The organism is Burkholderia sp. Nafp2/4-1b (genome assembly GCF_003635165.1).
GTDB lineage: Bacteria > Pseudomonadota > Gammaproteobacteria > Burkholderiales > Burkholderiaceae > Burkholderia.
Genome location: NZ_ML058608.1, coordinates 156,467 through 169,607, shown reverse-complemented (window position 1 = coordinate 169,607; position 13,141 = coordinate 156,467). Strand labels below are relative to the sequence as shown.

General features: G+C 63.9%; 18 protein-coding genes and 1 tRNA gene. 13 read left to right on the top strand and 6 right to left on the bottom strand.

Annotated elements, in window-relative coordinates; translation table 11 throughout:
- Nucleotides 1-2 precede the first annotated feature (2 nt).
- The 4 genes from C7H84_RS19045 to C7H84_RS19030 all read right to left on the bottom strand — a co-directional run bounded on the left by C7H84_RS19045 (nt 3) and on the right by C7H84_RS19030 (nt 1,901).
- The gene (locus C7H84_RS19045) at nt 3-326 is read right to left on the bottom strand and encodes a CcdB family protein (RefSeq protein WP_121860234.1); all 324 of its coding nucleotides are present in this window, start codon (nt 324-326) and stop codon (nt 3-5) included.
- Nucleotides 326-616 (bottom strand): type II toxin-antitoxin system CcdA family antitoxin, encoded by a 291-nt coding sequence (locus tag C7H84_RS19040; RefSeq protein WP_121860233.1) that lies wholly within the window; start codon nt 614-616, stop codon nt 326-328. The genes C7H84_RS19045 and C7H84_RS19040 overlap by 1 nt, the downstream gene beginning before the upstream one ends.
- A gap of 79 nt (nt 617-695) precedes the next feature.
- Entirely contained in the window at nt 696-1,169 is a 474-nt protein-coding gene (locus C7H84_RS19035; protein WP_121860232.1) for an XRE family transcriptional regulator, read from the bottom strand.
- A 210-nt stretch (nt 1,170-1,379) separates the two neighbouring features.
- Complete coding sequence (locus C7H84_RS19030; RefSeq protein WP_121860369.1) at nt 1,380-1,901, bottom strand: helix-turn-helix transcriptional regulator; 522 nt, start codon at nt 1,899-1,901, stop codon at nt 1,380-1,382.
- A gap of 89 nt (nt 1,902-1,990) precedes the next feature.
- On the opposite strand from C7H84_RS19030, the gene C7H84_RS36455 reads away from it, so the two are divergent.
- The 12 genes from C7H84_RS36455 to C7H84_RS18975 all read left to right on the top strand — a co-directional run bounded on the left by C7H84_RS36455 (nt 1,991) and on the right by C7H84_RS18975 (nt 9,412).
- Complete coding sequence (locus C7H84_RS36455; protein WP_162999315.1) at nt 1,991-2,224, top strand: hypothetical protein; 234 nt, start codon at nt 1,991-1,993, stop codon at nt 2,222-2,224.
- A gap of 3 nt (nt 2,225-2,227) precedes the next feature.
- Nucleotides 2,228-2,527 (top strand): DNA-binding protein, encoded by a 300-nt coding sequence (locus C7H84_RS19025; RefSeq protein ID WP_121860231.1) that lies wholly within the window; start codon nt 2,228-2,230, stop codon nt 2,525-2,527.
- The gene (locus C7H84_RS19020; protein WP_121860230.1) at nt 2,515-2,763 is read left to right on the top strand and encodes an ogr/Delta-like zinc finger family protein; all 249 of its coding nucleotides are present in this window, start codon (nt 2,515-2,517) and stop codon (nt 2,761-2,763) included. Before C7H84_RS19025 ends, C7H84_RS19020 begins: the two co-directional genes overlap by 13 nt.
- Before the next feature lie 382 nt (nt 2,764-3,145).
- On the top strand, nt 3,146-3,694 hold the full coding sequence (locus C7H84_RS19010) for a Bro-N domain-containing protein (protein ID WP_121860228.1): 549 nt from the start codon (nt 3,146-3,148) through the stop codon (nt 3,692-3,694).
- A 13-nt stretch (nt 3,695-3,707) separates the two neighbouring features.
- Nucleotides 3,708-3,920: a hypothetical protein gene (locus tag C7H84_RS19005; RefSeq protein ID WP_121860227.1), complete on the top strand. Its 213-nt coding sequence runs from the start codon at nt 3,708-3,710 to the stop codon at nt 3,918-3,920.
- Nucleotides 3,921-3,924: 4 nt separating this feature from the next.
- Nucleotides 3,925-4,128 carry a hypothetical protein gene (locus C7H84_RS19000; protein WP_121860226.1) on the top strand — a complete coding sequence of 68 codons (204 nt, stop codon included), beginning with the start codon at nt 3,925-3,927 and terminating at the stop codon, nt 4,126-4,128.
- 43 nt (nt 4,129-4,171) lie between these two features.
- Nucleotides 4,172-4,366: a hypothetical protein gene (locus C7H84_RS18995; RefSeq protein WP_121860225.1), complete on the top strand. Its 195-nt coding sequence runs from the start codon at nt 4,172-4,174 to the stop codon at nt 4,364-4,366.
- Nucleotides 4,367-4,371: 5 nt separating this feature from the next.
- A complete protein-coding gene (locus C7H84_RS18990; RefSeq protein WP_121860368.1) occupies nt 4,372-4,743 on the top strand; it encodes a hypothetical protein in 372 nt (123 codons plus the stop codon).
- Nucleotides 4,744-4,745: 2 nt separating this feature from the next.
- A complete protein-coding gene (locus tag C7H84_RS18985; RefSeq protein WP_121860224.1) occupies nt 4,746-7,538 on the top strand; it encodes a toprim domain-containing protein in 2,793 nt (930 codons plus the stop codon).
- Nucleotides 7,535-8,047: a hypothetical protein gene (locus C7H84_RS36450; RefSeq protein WP_162999314.1), complete on the top strand. Its 513-nt coding sequence runs from the start codon at nt 7,535-7,537 to the stop codon at nt 8,045-8,047. Before C7H84_RS18985 ends, C7H84_RS36450 begins: the two co-directional genes overlap by 4 nt.
- A complete protein-coding gene (locus C7H84_RS37185; RefSeq protein ID WP_121860223.1) occupies nt 8,025-8,468 on the top strand; it encodes a helix-turn-helix domain-containing protein in 444 nt (147 codons plus the stop codon). Before C7H84_RS36450 ends, C7H84_RS37185 begins: the two co-directional genes overlap by 23 nt.
- Nucleotides 8,381-9,412 carry a site-specific integrase gene (locus C7H84_RS18975; protein WP_276208407.1) on the top strand — a complete coding sequence of 344 codons (1,032 nt, stop codon included), beginning with the start codon at nt 8,381-8,383 and terminating at the stop codon, nt 9,410-9,412. The genes C7H84_RS37185 and C7H84_RS18975 overlap by 88 nt, the downstream gene beginning before the upstream one ends.
- Before the next feature lie 53 nt (nt 9,413-9,465).
- On the opposite strand, the gene C7H84_RS18970 is transcribed toward C7H84_RS18975, so the two are convergent.
- Nucleotides 9,466-9,541, bottom strand: a tRNA-Arg gene (locus C7H84_RS18970).
- Nucleotides 9,542-9,801: 260 nt separating this feature from the next.
- Between C7H84_RS18970 and C7H84_RS18965 the strand changes: the two genes are divergently transcribed.
- Entirely contained in the window at nt 9,802-10,701 is a 900-nt protein-coding gene (locus tag C7H84_RS18965; protein WP_121860221.1) for a c-type cytochrome, read from the top strand.
- An 81-nt stretch (nt 10,702-10,782) separates the two neighbouring features.
- On the opposite strand, the gene C7H84_RS18960 is transcribed toward C7H84_RS18965, so the two are convergent.
- Complete coding sequence (locus tag C7H84_RS18960) at nt 10,783-12,870, bottom strand: UvrD-helicase domain-containing protein (RefSeq protein ID WP_121860220.1); 2,088 nt, start codon at nt 12,868-12,870, stop codon at nt 10,783-10,785.
- Nucleotides 12,871-13,141: the final 271 nt, after the last annotated feature.

Here is a 13,141-nt window from a genome sequence, read left to right as displayed (position 1 = left end):
GATCAGTAAGCGCCAAATAGGCGTTCGAGTGCAGCACTGATCCTGTCGCGCTCATCTTTGAGCGTGCCAATCGCCCGGCCCAGCTCGCTTGTCCTGAACGCGCCAAGCAACGGCGTCTCCAGCACGAATGGCTCCCCCGCGATATAAATGATCGGCGAGAGATCCTGCGCGACCTTGCTCGGAGTGTAATTGCCGACCACACGCGTCAATGGAATGACGACGCGCGAGATGAGGTCGCCCAGGTGATCGCTTTGCACATCGAGCAGAAACGGGGACGTGATCCTGGATCGTGTCGACGGGTTCTTGTAAAGGTCGAAACGCGCCATCAAAACATCCGGCCGTCTTCCAAAGGCAAGCCGTCACGCTCGATGCGTGCATTCATTTCGGCAATGAAGTCAGCGTTCTTGTCGGCCCAGACGCGCGCCTCGGCCGCCATGATCTCTTCACGCAAACCACGTTCGCTGGCCCGCGATAGATTGACGTTCAGTTCCCTGGCGCGCTCGAGCAAATCTGCTGGAAGCGATACGTTCGTGGATTTGCGCGTCGCCTTGGACGAGGCATCTGCTTTTACGGACCGCTTGATGTCCTCTGGTTGCGTCACAGGTGCATTGACCATATGCGTCCTCCTATGTGCACGAACTCTGCAGTGTTGATGTATACGGGGCGGACCATATGCCATGATCCGCTGGTACAGATCACTCGGAATCACCGCCTTGCCCCGTCGGTCCCTTCGCCTTGCACCCAGCCCGCTCGGCCTTGAATTGCTCGACCACCACTTTTGCTCGACGCACCACGTCAGCCGCATGATCGTCCAGTCCGACCATCCGGTTTTCGGCGAGCCGCTTCACTCGGCGTTCGGCCGGAACGCCGGACTCATTCGCGGCGTTCGCGGGACTGTTCGCCAAAAACGTGCGGATCAGATGCTGGACTGCCGTCCGCCCAGTTTGGCCCAGTTGACGGTAGCCACCAACCACTTCGTTCTCATCGTCCGACAGGACCGCCGCAGTGCGCTCGCCCGTCAAGACATACAGAACATCGACCCCAATGTCTTTTAACGCGCCGAGATAGTTCGCATCGGGCGACCGCGCGCCGGATTCGTAATTGAGTTGCGCGCGCGGTTGCAGGCCACCGAGCGCAGCAAATTCGGCTTGGCTGAGCCCGATTCGCATGCGCTCCTCCCGAAGTCTTCTCCCAACACCATTCAAGACGTCATTACCTGAAATTGGCATAACCATTTGAGTCACGCTGTCGCGTACCGCCGGTGCCATGTTCCTTCAGCGTCCCGGCTCCTACCGCGAAAGATTATGGAAAACGCCGCGTGAGCGCTTTCCCCCTTTGCTACGTTACCGATCGTATGCCGCTCGCGAACTGACGGTGCGTTAGTCGGGATCGCTGCTGTTTCCTTTCGGTTGCCTCGCCTTACGTCCTCCTTGCGTGGCCCGATGCTCGTCAATCATGGCTTTCGCGCGACGCAATATATCGGCCGAACGCTCGTCTAGACCTGCCATCCGGTTCTCGGCAAGGCGCTTTGCCCGCCGAGGCGAGTCATCCGTCTGAAGCATCACTCCCGAGTTAAAGCAACTGGTGAGAAAGGCCTGGAGCGAGGCTTTGCCGGCGGGGTTGAGTTGCCGATAGTCTTCTATGAGTTCTCTCTCGTCCGCGTCGAACGAGGTTGCAGTAGGAGCCTCTCCACCATGCCCGGCCTTTATGCCGCGCAAAACGTACAGCACGTCGACGCCTAGTTCCGCTACGGCAGTGAGGTACCTAGCGTCTGGCGATCGTTCGTCCGACTCGTAGTTCGATTGCGCACGCCTCAGCACGCCGCCCACTGCTGCGAATTCCTCTTGGCTTAGCCCAATCCGTAAGCGCTCTTCCCGCAATCGGGAGCCTATTGTGCTCATCTGATCCCAAAACGTATTGACGGGCGCTTTCGAGCCCATTACACTTGCCTTACCGTAACGTATTACTACTGGATGAAAGTATAGCCGCCATGACCGACTACCAAGGCCGTCGCCGCCAGCCGCGCGGGGTTTTATCTCCTCAACCGGTACTGTTTCGCCTGATGCCCGAGGAGCGTCAGATGCTCGAAATACTCGCGGCCCGCACGAATTGCACCCTGTCGCGTACCGCCAGTGCCGTGTTCCGACAGGGCCTGGGCCCCTACCACGACAAGGTTATGGGAAGCGCCGCTCAAGCGCCCGCAACTCCCGTTGAGGACCGTTGATCAATGCGAACCCCTGCGCTCATCGAGCCGGCACTGCGCCAGGCGCTGCATGGCCCCAGGCGTCACGACGTGCAAATCGCGCTCGGCTGGGACGATTCCCAGATCAGCCGTTTCCTGAGCGGAACGCAGGGCGTCGTCATCGACAAGATCGACAAGCTGGTTGCCGCCATCGGCTTTGTCCTCGTCACCCGCAAATACCTCGATGCCGTCGCAACGCTCGGCGAAGTCGGCGTGCACTGTGAGTGCGCCCGCCGCGGCTACGGCGAATGTCGCCCCGACCGGAGATATTCATGCGAATCCTGAACCGTTGCCCGCACTGCCGCACCCGCGCGAACGCACGCAGCAGTCGCGAGTTGTCGCTGACGCTGCGGGAAGTCACGTACCAGTGCACGAACGTCGACTGCGGCCACACATACATCGTCAACATGGAATTCGCCCGCACCCTGTCGCCCTCCGCGACGCCCAATCTCGCGCTGAAGCTCCCTCTTTCACCCCACGTGCGCGAGCGCCTCGAGCAGCAGCTCGAGTTACCCGTCTAGCCCCGTAACTGTTTTAGCTGTTGTCCCACCATCGTGCCCGAACGGCGCGAGGGCCTTGTTTTGCCCGAAGAAAGGAGACATTCGTGCCGTACCGCGTTGAATCTACCGCCCTCAGGTCCGCAACTTTCGAGCTCAACGTCATCACCGCGTATCACGTGAGGTGGCAGAGGGGTTACCAGACTGGTAAGGCCTTCGAGTGCTCGAACGCCTCCCTCACGATGCGCGCTCCCAAATCGATGATCTCCCGCCGGCGCACGTCGACAACCCGTTGCCGAACTCGCGCGCCCCTCGGCTAACGCCCTAACCACCTTTGTGTTGCTCCCCCTGCATCGTGCCTATTCGGCGCGAGGGGCTTTCTTTACCCGTAAAAGGAGTGATCCCCATGCGGCACCCCGCTTCTTCTGCCGTCCTCGTGTTCGAATCCGTCGAGTTCGACGTCGTCGATATCCGCAACGTCCCGTGGCTAAGGGGTAAGCAAATTGCTGACGCCTTAGGCTACTCGGATGCACCTGTTGCAATCTCGAAGCTGTACGACCGCAACGCCGACGAGTTCACCGACGCGATGACCCAAGTCGTCGAGCTCGACACTGCCGGCGGTCGCCAGCCGGTACGTATCTTCAGCCCCCGCGGCTGCTACCTGCTCGGCATGCTCGCCCGCACGGATCGCGCCAAGGCTTTTCGGGCGTGGGTGCTCGATGTGCTCGAGGGCCGGCTCGTGCCGCAGCAGACCGGCCGCCTCACCGTCTCCCAACGGCTGGCTGCCCTGCGCTATCGCGGCTCGCTGGCCCGCGACTTGTCCCGCGTGACCGAGCGCGGCCTTGCGCTCGAGCTCTACGCGAACCTGCAGCACGTCTCCCGCCTGCTCGGTATGCCGGTCTGCGCGCTCGAAACCGTTGCGCCGGCCCTCAAACAGCAATCACTGGTCGCCTGAGGAGACATCCGCCATGGCCCGCTCTGCTGCCGATCCGGTCACGCTTGCGTTCGATCTGGACACCCTGTCGCTCGACCAGCGCCACGATTACCTGTGCACGCTCTGGCGCGCCAACGTCGACCCGTTCGTGTTCGTCGACATCGCACGGCGCCTGGGCGATGCGCTCGAGTGTCGCTGGGACTTCGACGCCGGCATGCCCGTCCTCACGTCGATCCTGCTGCACTGAGCCGATGCGCGCCCCGCTCACCGAACTCGACCTGCGCGCGGCCTGGCACCGCCTGCGCATGGTCGGCGATTTCGAGGCGTCGATGCGCCACCGCGCGGTCCGCCTGGTCGTCGAATCCGCCGCCCGCGCGATGCAGGAGCGCGAACAGGTCCGCTCGCGACGCGCATTCGACGTCAAGCGCTCGGCCGCCAACGACCTCGACGAATAACGCCGCGCCGGCTGGCCGGCCGGCGCTTACAAGGAACTCCACCATGAAGCCCTACGTTTTCGGCATCGGCTCGCTGCTGATGCTCGTGTTTTGTTGCGCCGGTATCCACGCGCTGGTTGCAGCGGCCCTGTGCCGGCTCAGTGTGCGTCAGCCACACGGGATTGCGTTCGCCTTCGACCTCACCGGTCTTGTTGTCCTGGTGAGCGCGCTCGCCTGGTCCGTGCCGCCGCGAGGGTGATGACCATGTCCAACACATTCACGATCCGCTACGAGCTGCTGACCGATACGGGGCTCCATACGGTCGTCGGCGAGCCGGTGAGCGTACCGAACGAGGTCGGGGCGGTGTTCGGTCTGCACGCCGAATCGGCGTTACCGGACGGTCATCCCGACAAATGGATCGTCACGCATCTGGCCTCCGGAGTGCCGGCCGGCACCGGCGCGTCGCGTATCCTCGCGATCGCGCACGCGAACCGCAATCTCGATCAGCATCGGTGGCGACTGCGCGCCATGCTCGACGATGCGATCACCGCGCGCACAGAACTGCAGGTCGCGATGTGCCAGCTCGCCGCCAATCAGCTCGCGGTATTCCCGCCCTCTGGCGAGCAGGTCCGCTGACGATGGCCACCATCGACGAACTCAAGCAGCGCATCGACCTGCACGATCTGGCCGAGCGCCTCGGCCTGAAACGCGGCCGCGGCGGCGAGCGCGCGCTCTACCACTCGCCGCAGCACGACGATAAAAACCCGTCGCTGTCGATCTATGTGGACCACCCGAAGCACGGTACCGGTTGGCGGGATCACAGCGCCGGCGCCGGTGGCTCGTGCATTGATCTGGTGATGTATAGCCGCGGGGGCTCAGTTGCCGACGCGGTGCGTTTCCTGCACGACGCATATGGCTTGCCACTTGACCGGCCGGCACCGGCCGAGCGGCGCGACAAGTCTACCGTCGAATACATCGCCGATCGGTGTCTCGCCGAGCGTGAATCGGTGCGCGACTATCTCGTCGGCCGCAGCATTTCGGGCGCCGCGATCGATGCCGCCATCCGGGCCCGCACGCTTGGCTTCAACACCTGGACCAGCGCGAAGGTCGCCGCAGGTGACGTCGGCCACGGTGGGCCCGCCGCGGCGTTCATCGTGCGTGCGCCTGGTGACGCGCGCATCGTCGCGGTCGACCTGCGCTATGTCGATCCGGTGCTTAACGGTGGCGTCAAGACACAGACTCAGGGCGAGAAGACCGGCTATTTTTGGAGTGCCGACACGCGCCGGCTCGAGCGGGCCCGGCGCGTCTATCTCCTCGAGAGCGCGATCAATGCGCTGTCGGTCGATACATGTGCACTGCCAGGTGTGGCCGCACTCGCGCTGCGCGGCCTGGCCAACGTCGAGGCAATTGATTTCGCGTTCCTGCGCGGCAAGCAGGTCGTGATCTGCCTGGACAACGACGCGCCCTTCCCCGACGGCCATCCGCGTGCCGGGCACCGGCCCGGGCCGGAAGCTGCGTGGGCGCTCTACGAGCGGCTCACGAGCCTGAACATCAGCGCCGTGCTGGTCGATCAGGCCGGGTGGTTGGCCGATCTCGCGGATGGTGAGAAAACACCCAAACCCATCAACGACGTGAACGACTACCTGCAGCTGCGCGGGCCTGCTGAGCTCGCCCGCGCGCTCGAGCAGTTCGAGCCTTGGCTGATCGCGGGTCTAGCCGGCGACGCCACCCGCCGCGGCCGGCCGCGTCTGTTCCTGCCGTCGCACGACTTCGCGCAGTACTGGCGCTTTCGTGTACGGCCCGACTTCACGAGCTACATCACCAAAATGGACCGTAACGAGGAATCAGGCGTCGAGACGCCCGTTATGACCGATCTATGCGGCTTCCGGATTGCCGGCATGAGCCGCGTATCTGTGGCCAGTGCCACCTCCACGATGACCGGTGACGCCGACCAGGCCCCCACCGTGTACTTTGCCGTGAGCGCCCAATCGGCGCGCCACGGGCCGACGCTCATCCGGCGCGTCATGACCGACGAGCAGTTCAACAACATCGACCAGTGGGCCAAACTCGGCTGGATCTTTGCGCCTGCACCGTTCAAGCGCATGGTCAACATCCTGGAGCGCGGCGCCGACCTGGGCGCCCGCCAGGCCGCGAACTTCGTCGGCCTGGCGTGGCGCGACGGGCGCCTGATCGTCAACGAAGGGCCCGACTGCTATTTCACCGAAGCGGACAAGCAGTGTCCGTATCACAACCTGACGTTTCCGAGTGGTCCCGTCAGCGATGCACGCCGCATCATCAGCGCGTACCAGACGACCTTCAAGCAGAACGCCGCAACGATCCCGCTCGTGTGGGCGCTGGGCGGCCATCTGAAGGCCCTGCTGGGCTTCTGGCCGCATCTGACGATTCAGGCTAACAAGGGTGCCGGCAAGTCCACACTGATCAAGCGGCTCGAGCGGTCGATCGCCTTCACGATGTTCTCCGGCCAGAGCCTGCAGACCGAATTTCGGCTGCTCACCAGCATCAGCCACACCAGTCACCCGGTCGGCTGGGAAGAGCTGTCCGCGCGCCGGCAGGACGTGATCGACAAGGCCGTGGGCCTGCTGCAGGAGAACTACCAGTACACCGTCACCCGCCGCGGCAGCGACATGACCGAATATCTGCTGTGCGCGCCGGTGATGCTCGCCGGCGAGGACGTGCCGGTCAGGAGCCTGCTCGGCAAGCTGGTGCGCACCACCCTGACCAGCAAGCGCGGGCCGCTTATGCCGGACGATCTGCCGCGCTTCCCGGTGCGGCCCTGGCTCGAGTTTCTCGCGAGCCTGGACAAGCGGGCGGTACGTGAACAGTACGGGACGCTGCTCGATGAGGCGCTCGCCAACTGTCGGGCGAGCGGCGAGGACGACGGTGCCCGGCGCATGGCCGGCAACTATGCGGCCGTGGCGCTCGCCTGGCGCTACCTGACCGAGTTCGCGGGTGTGGATCCGGCCGCAGGCGACTTCCCGCGCGATCTGCTCGCCGAGATGAACGGCCATATCGCCGAGACCAGCGCCGATCGCGAACCGTGGGTCTGGATCATGGAAACCATCCTGTCGGAGATCGACAGCGGCAATTACAAGCACCCGTTCACGTTCGACACCGTCGACGGCGAATTTTGCCTCCTGCTGCGCACGGGTCACGTAATGGACCACCTCGCGCACACGAGCGCACTGCGCGACAAATGGAACGGCCTGCCGGTGAAATCCGACCGCGTGTTCAAGGCGCAGCTCAAGCACGCTGGCGTCGTGGTGGGTGAGAAGGAAGTCGAGCGGCGCATCTACACCCGTCGCGTCGCGCACCTGATGCCGATCTCGCTCGAGCGGCTCGCCACGTTCGGATTGTATGTGGCGGTCCGTGACGATCTGGCCACCGACGCCGTGCAGGGAACCCGCGCATGACCGTGCAGCCCATTCGCCGCGCGAAAACGCCCTCGTGGTCAACCGACCGTCTGCGCGCCGCTGTCCGGGCTCCGGCACCGCTCGTCCGCCGCCAAACGCCGGCAACGATGGCGTCGCGACGCTGCACGGGCATATTTCGCCATCGGGAAAGCACACGCAGCGCAAAAAAACCGTGGAATTCGGGGGTCTGCTCTCGTAAGTCCTTGATTGTTGAGAGGACACCCGCCACAGGTCACCCCGAATTTGCCACGGGTTGGGGTGATTTTGCCACGTGTCCGGTTTCCTCGCCGATCGCCGCAGCCCCTTTCTCTCTTCTCTTTAAATCATTGAAAAAGAAGAAGAAAGAAGGCGGAGAAGTGCAAAAACTCGACCCAGACGCGACGCCACAGGTTATGGCCGTTTTGCCACGGGTTTGGACACCTGCCTATTTTTTGAGCCACGGGTTAGCAGGCCTCACCACGGGTTTTTCGTGGCAATCCGTGGCACATGAAATCCTTACCAATCAATAACTTACCCATGAAAAACAGCACATGCCACGGATCCACGGGTTGTTCTGCGTGTCCCTCTCTTGCGTCACGACCGGAAGATGGTCCTTTGAGCACCGTTGATCTTGCGCAAGCGGCTGCACTACTCGGCGCACATCCCGAGACGGTGCGCATGAAAGCCAAGGCCGGCATGCTGCCGGGTTGCAAGGTTGGCAAGCGCTGGAAGTTCTCGATAGTTGCTCTGCAGCGCTACCTCGCCGGAGAATGGGTCCCGCGAGTTGTGCAGGGCGATCAGCAGGAGGAAGTCAAAAAATGTCGCTCTATAAACGAAAGACCAGTCCAAACTGGCAATACAAGCTGTACCCCCCTGGCGGCGGAACGCCGCTACAGGGAAGCACTGGCACAAGTAACAAAGAGCAAGCGCAGGAATTCCACGACCGGCTGAAGGTGGATTTGTGGAACCAAGCTCGACTCGGCATGAAGCCGAGATACACCTGGAACGACGCGGTCGTCCGCTACGTTAGCGACCGCGAAGGTCTACCGAGCCTGGAAACGTCGAAGACTCATCTGCGATGGCTCGATCAACATCTGTCTGGTGTCGCGTTGATCGACATCGACCGCGACCGAATCGACGCGATCGCCCAAGCGAAAAGGAGGGAACCAAAGGTCATCCGCACGAAGCGCGGGGTCGTAACGACCGACCAGCATGTAAGCGCTGGCACCGTGACGCGCGTAATTGGCGTGTTGAAAGCCGTACTGAACGCGGCCGTCGAGTGGGAATGGTTGGACCGCGTGCCGGTCACGAAGAACGCAAAGGTCGTGCAGAAGCGGATCCGCTGGTTGACGCAACCGCAGGCCGAGCGGCTGCTTGCGGAACTGCCGGATCACTTGGCCGAAATGGCCCGCTTCTCCCTCGAGACGGGCTTGCGGCGCTCAAACGTGACCGGGTTGCAGTGGTCACAGGTCGACATCGTGCGGCGCGTCGCATGGATCCATCCAGATCAGGCGAAGGCAAAGAAGGCGATCACGGTGCCCCTGTCCGATACGGCGATCGCAGTGCTGCTGCGTCAGCGTGCGAAAAAACGCGCACCCGAGTTCGTCGATAGCGTGTTCGTGTACCAGGGCCGACCGGTGTATCAGACCGTGACGGCTGCTTGGCGCAAGGCCTTGAAACGTGCCGGGATCCGTGATTTCCGCTGGCACGATCTACGCCACACGTGGGCGAGTTGGCATGTGCAACGCGGCACGCCGCTCCAGGTACTTAAGGAGCTCGGTGGATGGGAAACGTTGGAAATGGTCCAGCGGTACGCGCACCTGTCGGCAGACCACTTGGCGCAGTGGGCCGCACCGCTAATGATCGAGCCGGCGCCAACGCTAGCTGCAATTTAGCTGCAATGAGACTGTCCGACGGAGGGAAGAACTGCTGAAAGCCTTATCAGGCTTGGCGCGCCCGGCTGGGATCGAACCAGCAACCCCTGCCTTCGGAGGGCAGTACTCTATCCATTGAGCTACGGGCGCATATGACAGTGCGACAGTGAAACGACCCCGATAAACCGGCCGCCCACCATTGGCAAGACGGCAAGGATACCCGGTTTCCCATGACGCGTCCACCTTGCGCGCCGAATCGTCGTCAGGCCCCCATTCCTGCGGGTAAACACGCGCCTCCGGACCGCTCGCCGTGATGTAAACGTTCCGTCTATAATCGTCCGAGCTTCATTGGACTGCCCTTTTGCCGTTGCACCGCGCTCACAATTCCTATTCACGGAGACGAGGCAAGCATGAGCGAAGCACCCCACGAATCTCCCGTCAAAACTCCCGGTCAGCTGATTGCCGTCATCATCGCGTCGTTCGCGATTCCGATCGTGGTGATCGTCCTGTTTGCCACCTATGCCAACCATGCGTTCCGTTCGGGCGCGGGCACCGATGCACTATCCGACCAGCAGGTCGCCGCGCGGATCGCGCCGATCGCCCAGGTCGAGGTGAAGGACGCCAATGCGCCGCGCACATACAAGACCGGCGAGGAAGTCTACAAGGCCGTGTGCGTGACCTGTCACGGCACCGGCGCCGCCGGCGCGCCGAAGGTCGGCAACAAGGACGACTGGGCGCCGCGCATCTCGCAGGGCTTCGACACGCTGCTGAAGACGGCGCTGTCGGGCAAGGGCGCGATGCCGCCGCGCGGCGGCACGAGTCCCGACGACGTCAGCGACTATGAAATCGCGCGGGCGATCGTCTACATGGCGAACAACGACGGCGCGAATTTCCCCGAGCCGGCCGCACCGGCCGCCAACGCGGCGCAGGCCGCGAGCGGCGCGGCCGGTACCGCAAGCGCATCGGGCGCCGACGCATCGAATGCACAGGCCGCCGCGGCAATGGCCGCGATCGCCGCGATTCCGAAGGCCGGCGAAAAGCCCGCGGCCGCGCCGACCAGCGCCGACGCCGCATCGGCCGGCAAGGCGCTGTACACGCAGGTGTGCCAGGCGTGTCACGCGGCCGGCGTGCTGGGCGCGCCGAAGTTCGGCAGCAAGGAAGACTGGGCGCCGCGCCTGAGGGAGTCGATGGATACCGTCTACAACTACGCGCTGCACGGCAAGGGCGCGATGCCGCCGAAGGGCGGGTCGAATGCGTCCGACGCCGACGTGAAGGCAGCCGTCGACTACATGGTCAACGCGGCGAAGTAACGCCGCCCGGTAAGAAAAAACCCCTGCGGTGCTCACGCATCGCAGGGGTTTTCTTTTACCGTGCCGAAGCGGCGGCGCCCGTCACTTCTGCAGCAGTGCCTTCAGGCTCGCGAGCCGATCCTTCGGCGTCATCGGCGCCTCCTCCGGCGTCGGCGGCGGCGCTTCGTCGAGCCCCATCTCGGGGATGAAGCGCGACGGTTCGCACACGACCGTCTCGCGTGCCCGCTTGCGCTTCTTGCACCAGTTCAGATGCAGGCTGCGCTGCGCGCGCGTGATCGCGACGTACATCAGCCGGCGCTCCTCCTCGATCCGCTCGCTGTCGATGGGGCCGTCGTCCTCGCTGCCGCCGCGGTGCGGCATGATGCCCTCCTCGACGCCGACCAGGAACACGTGCGGATACTCGAGCCCCTTCGACGCATGGACGGTCGACAGTCGCACCGCGTCCGGATCCTCCTCCTTGCCCTCGAGCATCGACATCAGCGCGACGGTCTGGATCAGGCCGAGCAGGTTCTTGCCGGTGTCCGCGAGCCCGTCCGCGTTGTGGAACCCTTCCGCCTCGCCGTCGACGGCTTCCGTCTCGGGCTTGGTGCCCTTGCGCTTCAGCCATTCGAGGAACTCGAGCACGTTCTGCCACTTCGACTGCGCCTGCCGCTCGTCGAACGCGTCGTACAGGTAGGCCTCGTAGTGGATGGCCTCCATCATGTCGTCGAGCACGACGGTCGCGGGCTCCTTGTCCGCGCGATCGGTCAGGCGCTGGATGAAGTCGCAGAACATCCGGAGCGGCTCGACCTGCCGCGCGGACAGCCGCGCCTCGATCCCGCCCATGTACACGGCCTCGAACAGCGACACCTTGGCCTGCCCCGCGAACGAGCCGAGCGCCTCGAGCGTCGTGTTGCCGATCCCGCGGCGCGGCGTCGTGACGGCGCGGATGAACGCGGGATCGTCGTCGGCGTTCGCGATCAGGCGCAGGTACGCGCACAGGTCCTTGATCTCGGCCTTGTCGAAGAACGACTGCCCGCCCGACAGCACGTACGGGATCCGCTCGCGCCGCAGCACCTGCTCGAAGATCCGCGCCTGGAAGTTGCCGCGATACAGGATCGCGTAGTCGCGGAACTGCGCGCGCCGCTCGAACTTGTGCGCGGACAGCCGGAACACGACCGATTCGGCCTCGTGCTCCTCGTCGTTGCACGGCGTGACGGTGATCGAGTCGCCCATCCCGTGCTCGGACCACAGCTTCTTCTCGAACAGCTTCGGGTTGTTCGCGATCACGTTGTTCGCGGCGGTCAGGATCCGCACGGTCGACCGGTAGTTCTGCTCGAGCTTGATCAAGTGCAGGTTCGGGAAATCCTTGCCGAGCTGCGCGAGGTTCTCGAGCGTCGCGCCGCGCCAGCCGTAGATCGCCTGGTCATCGTCGCCCACCGCGGTGAACGCGGCGCGCTTGCCTGCGAGCAGCTTCACGAGCTCGTACTGGCACGCGTTGGTGTCCTGGTACTCGTCGATCAGCAGGTAGCGCAGCTTGTTCTGCCAGCGGTCGCGCACCTGCTCGTTCTTCGCGAACAGCTCGGCCGGCAGGCGGATCAGGTCGTCGAAGTCGACCGCCTGGTAAGCATGCAGCGTCGCGACGTAGTTACGGTAAACGATCGCGGCCTGGTGCTCGTCCTCGTTGGCCGCGATCGCCATCGCCTCGTCGGGCATGATCAGGCCGTTCTTCCACAGCGAGATGATGCTCTGGATCTTGCGGATCAGACCCTTGTCGGTGGTGCCGAGCTGTTCCTGGATCATCCCGAAGCAGTCGTCCGAATCCATGATCGAGAACTGCGGCTTCAGGCCGACGTGCTCGGCTTCCTGGCGCAGGATCTGCACGCCGAGCGAGTGGAACGTACACACGGTGAGCTGGTTGACCGGCACCTTGCGGCCTTCCTTGCCGGGCGTGGTGAGCGTCTTGCCTTCCAGCAGCTTCGACACGCGCTCGCGCATTTCGGCGGCAGCCTTGTTCGTGAACGTGACGGCCGCGATGTGGCGCGGCTCGAAGCCTTTCGCTTCGATCAGGTGCGCGATCTTCTGCGTGATCACGCGGGTCTTGCCGCTGCCCGCGCCGGCGAGCACGAGGCAGGGACCGTCGAGGTAGCGCACCGCTTCATTCTGAGCGGGGTTGAGGCCTGCGGACATGATGGCGGATGATGTTGCGGTTGACGGCGAACGCCGGGAGAGGATGCCGCGCGCGGCAGGCCTGGAATGCAGGCGGACACGCGAAGCAGGACGCGCATGTTAACACGTCGGCGGCGCGCTTTTGGCGAGCCCCCGCCGGATGGGGCCGCACAGGCGGCTTGCCGTGTTGTCCCCGGTTTGCTCCTGTTTTGCCCCCCGTTTTTTGTCCCCCTTCTCCGGTCCTTGTTCTGGCTTCCGGCGATGCTCGTTCAGTCCTTGTCCGGACGGCCAA

Excerpts from the sequence above, each read along its gene's own strand:
- C7H84_RS19045 (WP_121860234.1), bottom strand. The coding sequence starts at position 326 with ATGGCGCGTTTCGACCTTTACAAGAACCCGTCGACACGATCCAGGATC.
- C7H84_RS19035 (WP_121860232.1), bottom strand. The coding sequence starts at position 1,169 with ATGCGAATCGGGCTCAGCCAAGCCGAATTTGCTGCGCTCGGTGGCCTG.
- C7H84_RS18965 (WP_121860221.1), top strand. The coding sequence starts at position 9,802 with ATGAGCGAAGCACCCCACGAATCTCCCGTCAAAACTCCCGGTCAGCTG.
- C7H84_RS18995 (WP_121860225.1), top strand. The coding sequence starts at position 4,172 with ATGAAGCCCTACGTTTTCGGCATCGGCTCGCTGCTGATGCTCGTGTTT.
- C7H84_RS36450 (WP_162999314.1), top strand. The coding sequence starts at position 7,535 with ATGACCGTGCAGCCCATTCGCCGCGCGAAAACGCCCTCGTGGTCAACC.
- C7H84_RS19000 (WP_121860226.1), top strand. The coding sequence starts at position 3,925 with ATGCGCGCCCCGCTCACCGAACTCGACCTGCGCGCGGCCTGGCACCGC.
- C7H84_RS18960 (WP_121860220.1), bottom strand. The coding sequence starts at position 12,870 with ATGTCCGCAGGCCTCAACCCCGCTCAGAATGAAGCGGTGCGCTACCTC.
- C7H84_RS18990 (WP_121860368.1), top strand. The coding sequence starts at position 4,372 with ATGTCCAACACATTCACGATCCGCTACGAGCTGCTGACCGATACGGGG.
- C7H84_RS18985 (WP_121860224.1), top strand. The coding sequence starts at position 4,746 with ATGGCCACCATCGACGAACTCAAGCAGCGCATCGACCTGCACGATCTG.
- C7H84_RS19020 (WP_121860230.1), top strand. The coding sequence starts at position 2,515 with ATGCGAATCCTGAACCGTTGCCCGCACTGCCGCACCCGCGCGAACGCA.
- C7H84_RS19040 (WP_121860233.1), bottom strand. The coding sequence starts at position 616 with ATGGTCAATGCACCTGTGACGCAACCAGAGGACATCAAGCGGTCCGTA.
- C7H84_RS19010 (WP_121860228.1), top strand. The coding sequence starts at position 3,146 with ATGCGGCACCCCGCTTCTTCTGCCGTCCTCGTGTTCGAATCCGTCGAG.
- C7H84_RS19030 (WP_121860369.1), bottom strand. The coding sequence starts at position 1,901 with ATGAGCACAATAGGCTCCCGATTGCGGGAAGAGCGCTTACGGATTGGG.
- C7H84_RS37185 (WP_121860223.1), top strand. The coding sequence starts at position 8,025 with ATGAAATCCTTACCAATCAATAACTTACCCATGAAAAACAGCACATGC.
- C7H84_RS19025 (WP_121860231.1), top strand. The coding sequence starts at position 2,228 with ATGCGAACCCCTGCGCTCATCGAGCCGGCACTGCGCCAGGCGCTGCAT.
- C7H84_RS19005 (WP_121860227.1), top strand. The coding sequence starts at position 3,708 with ATGGCCCGCTCTGCTGCCGATCCGGTCACGCTTGCGTTCGATCTGGAC.
- C7H84_RS36455 (WP_162999315.1), top strand. The coding sequence starts at position 1,991 with ATGACCGACTACCAAGGCCGTCGCCGCCAGCCGCGCGGGGTTTTATCT.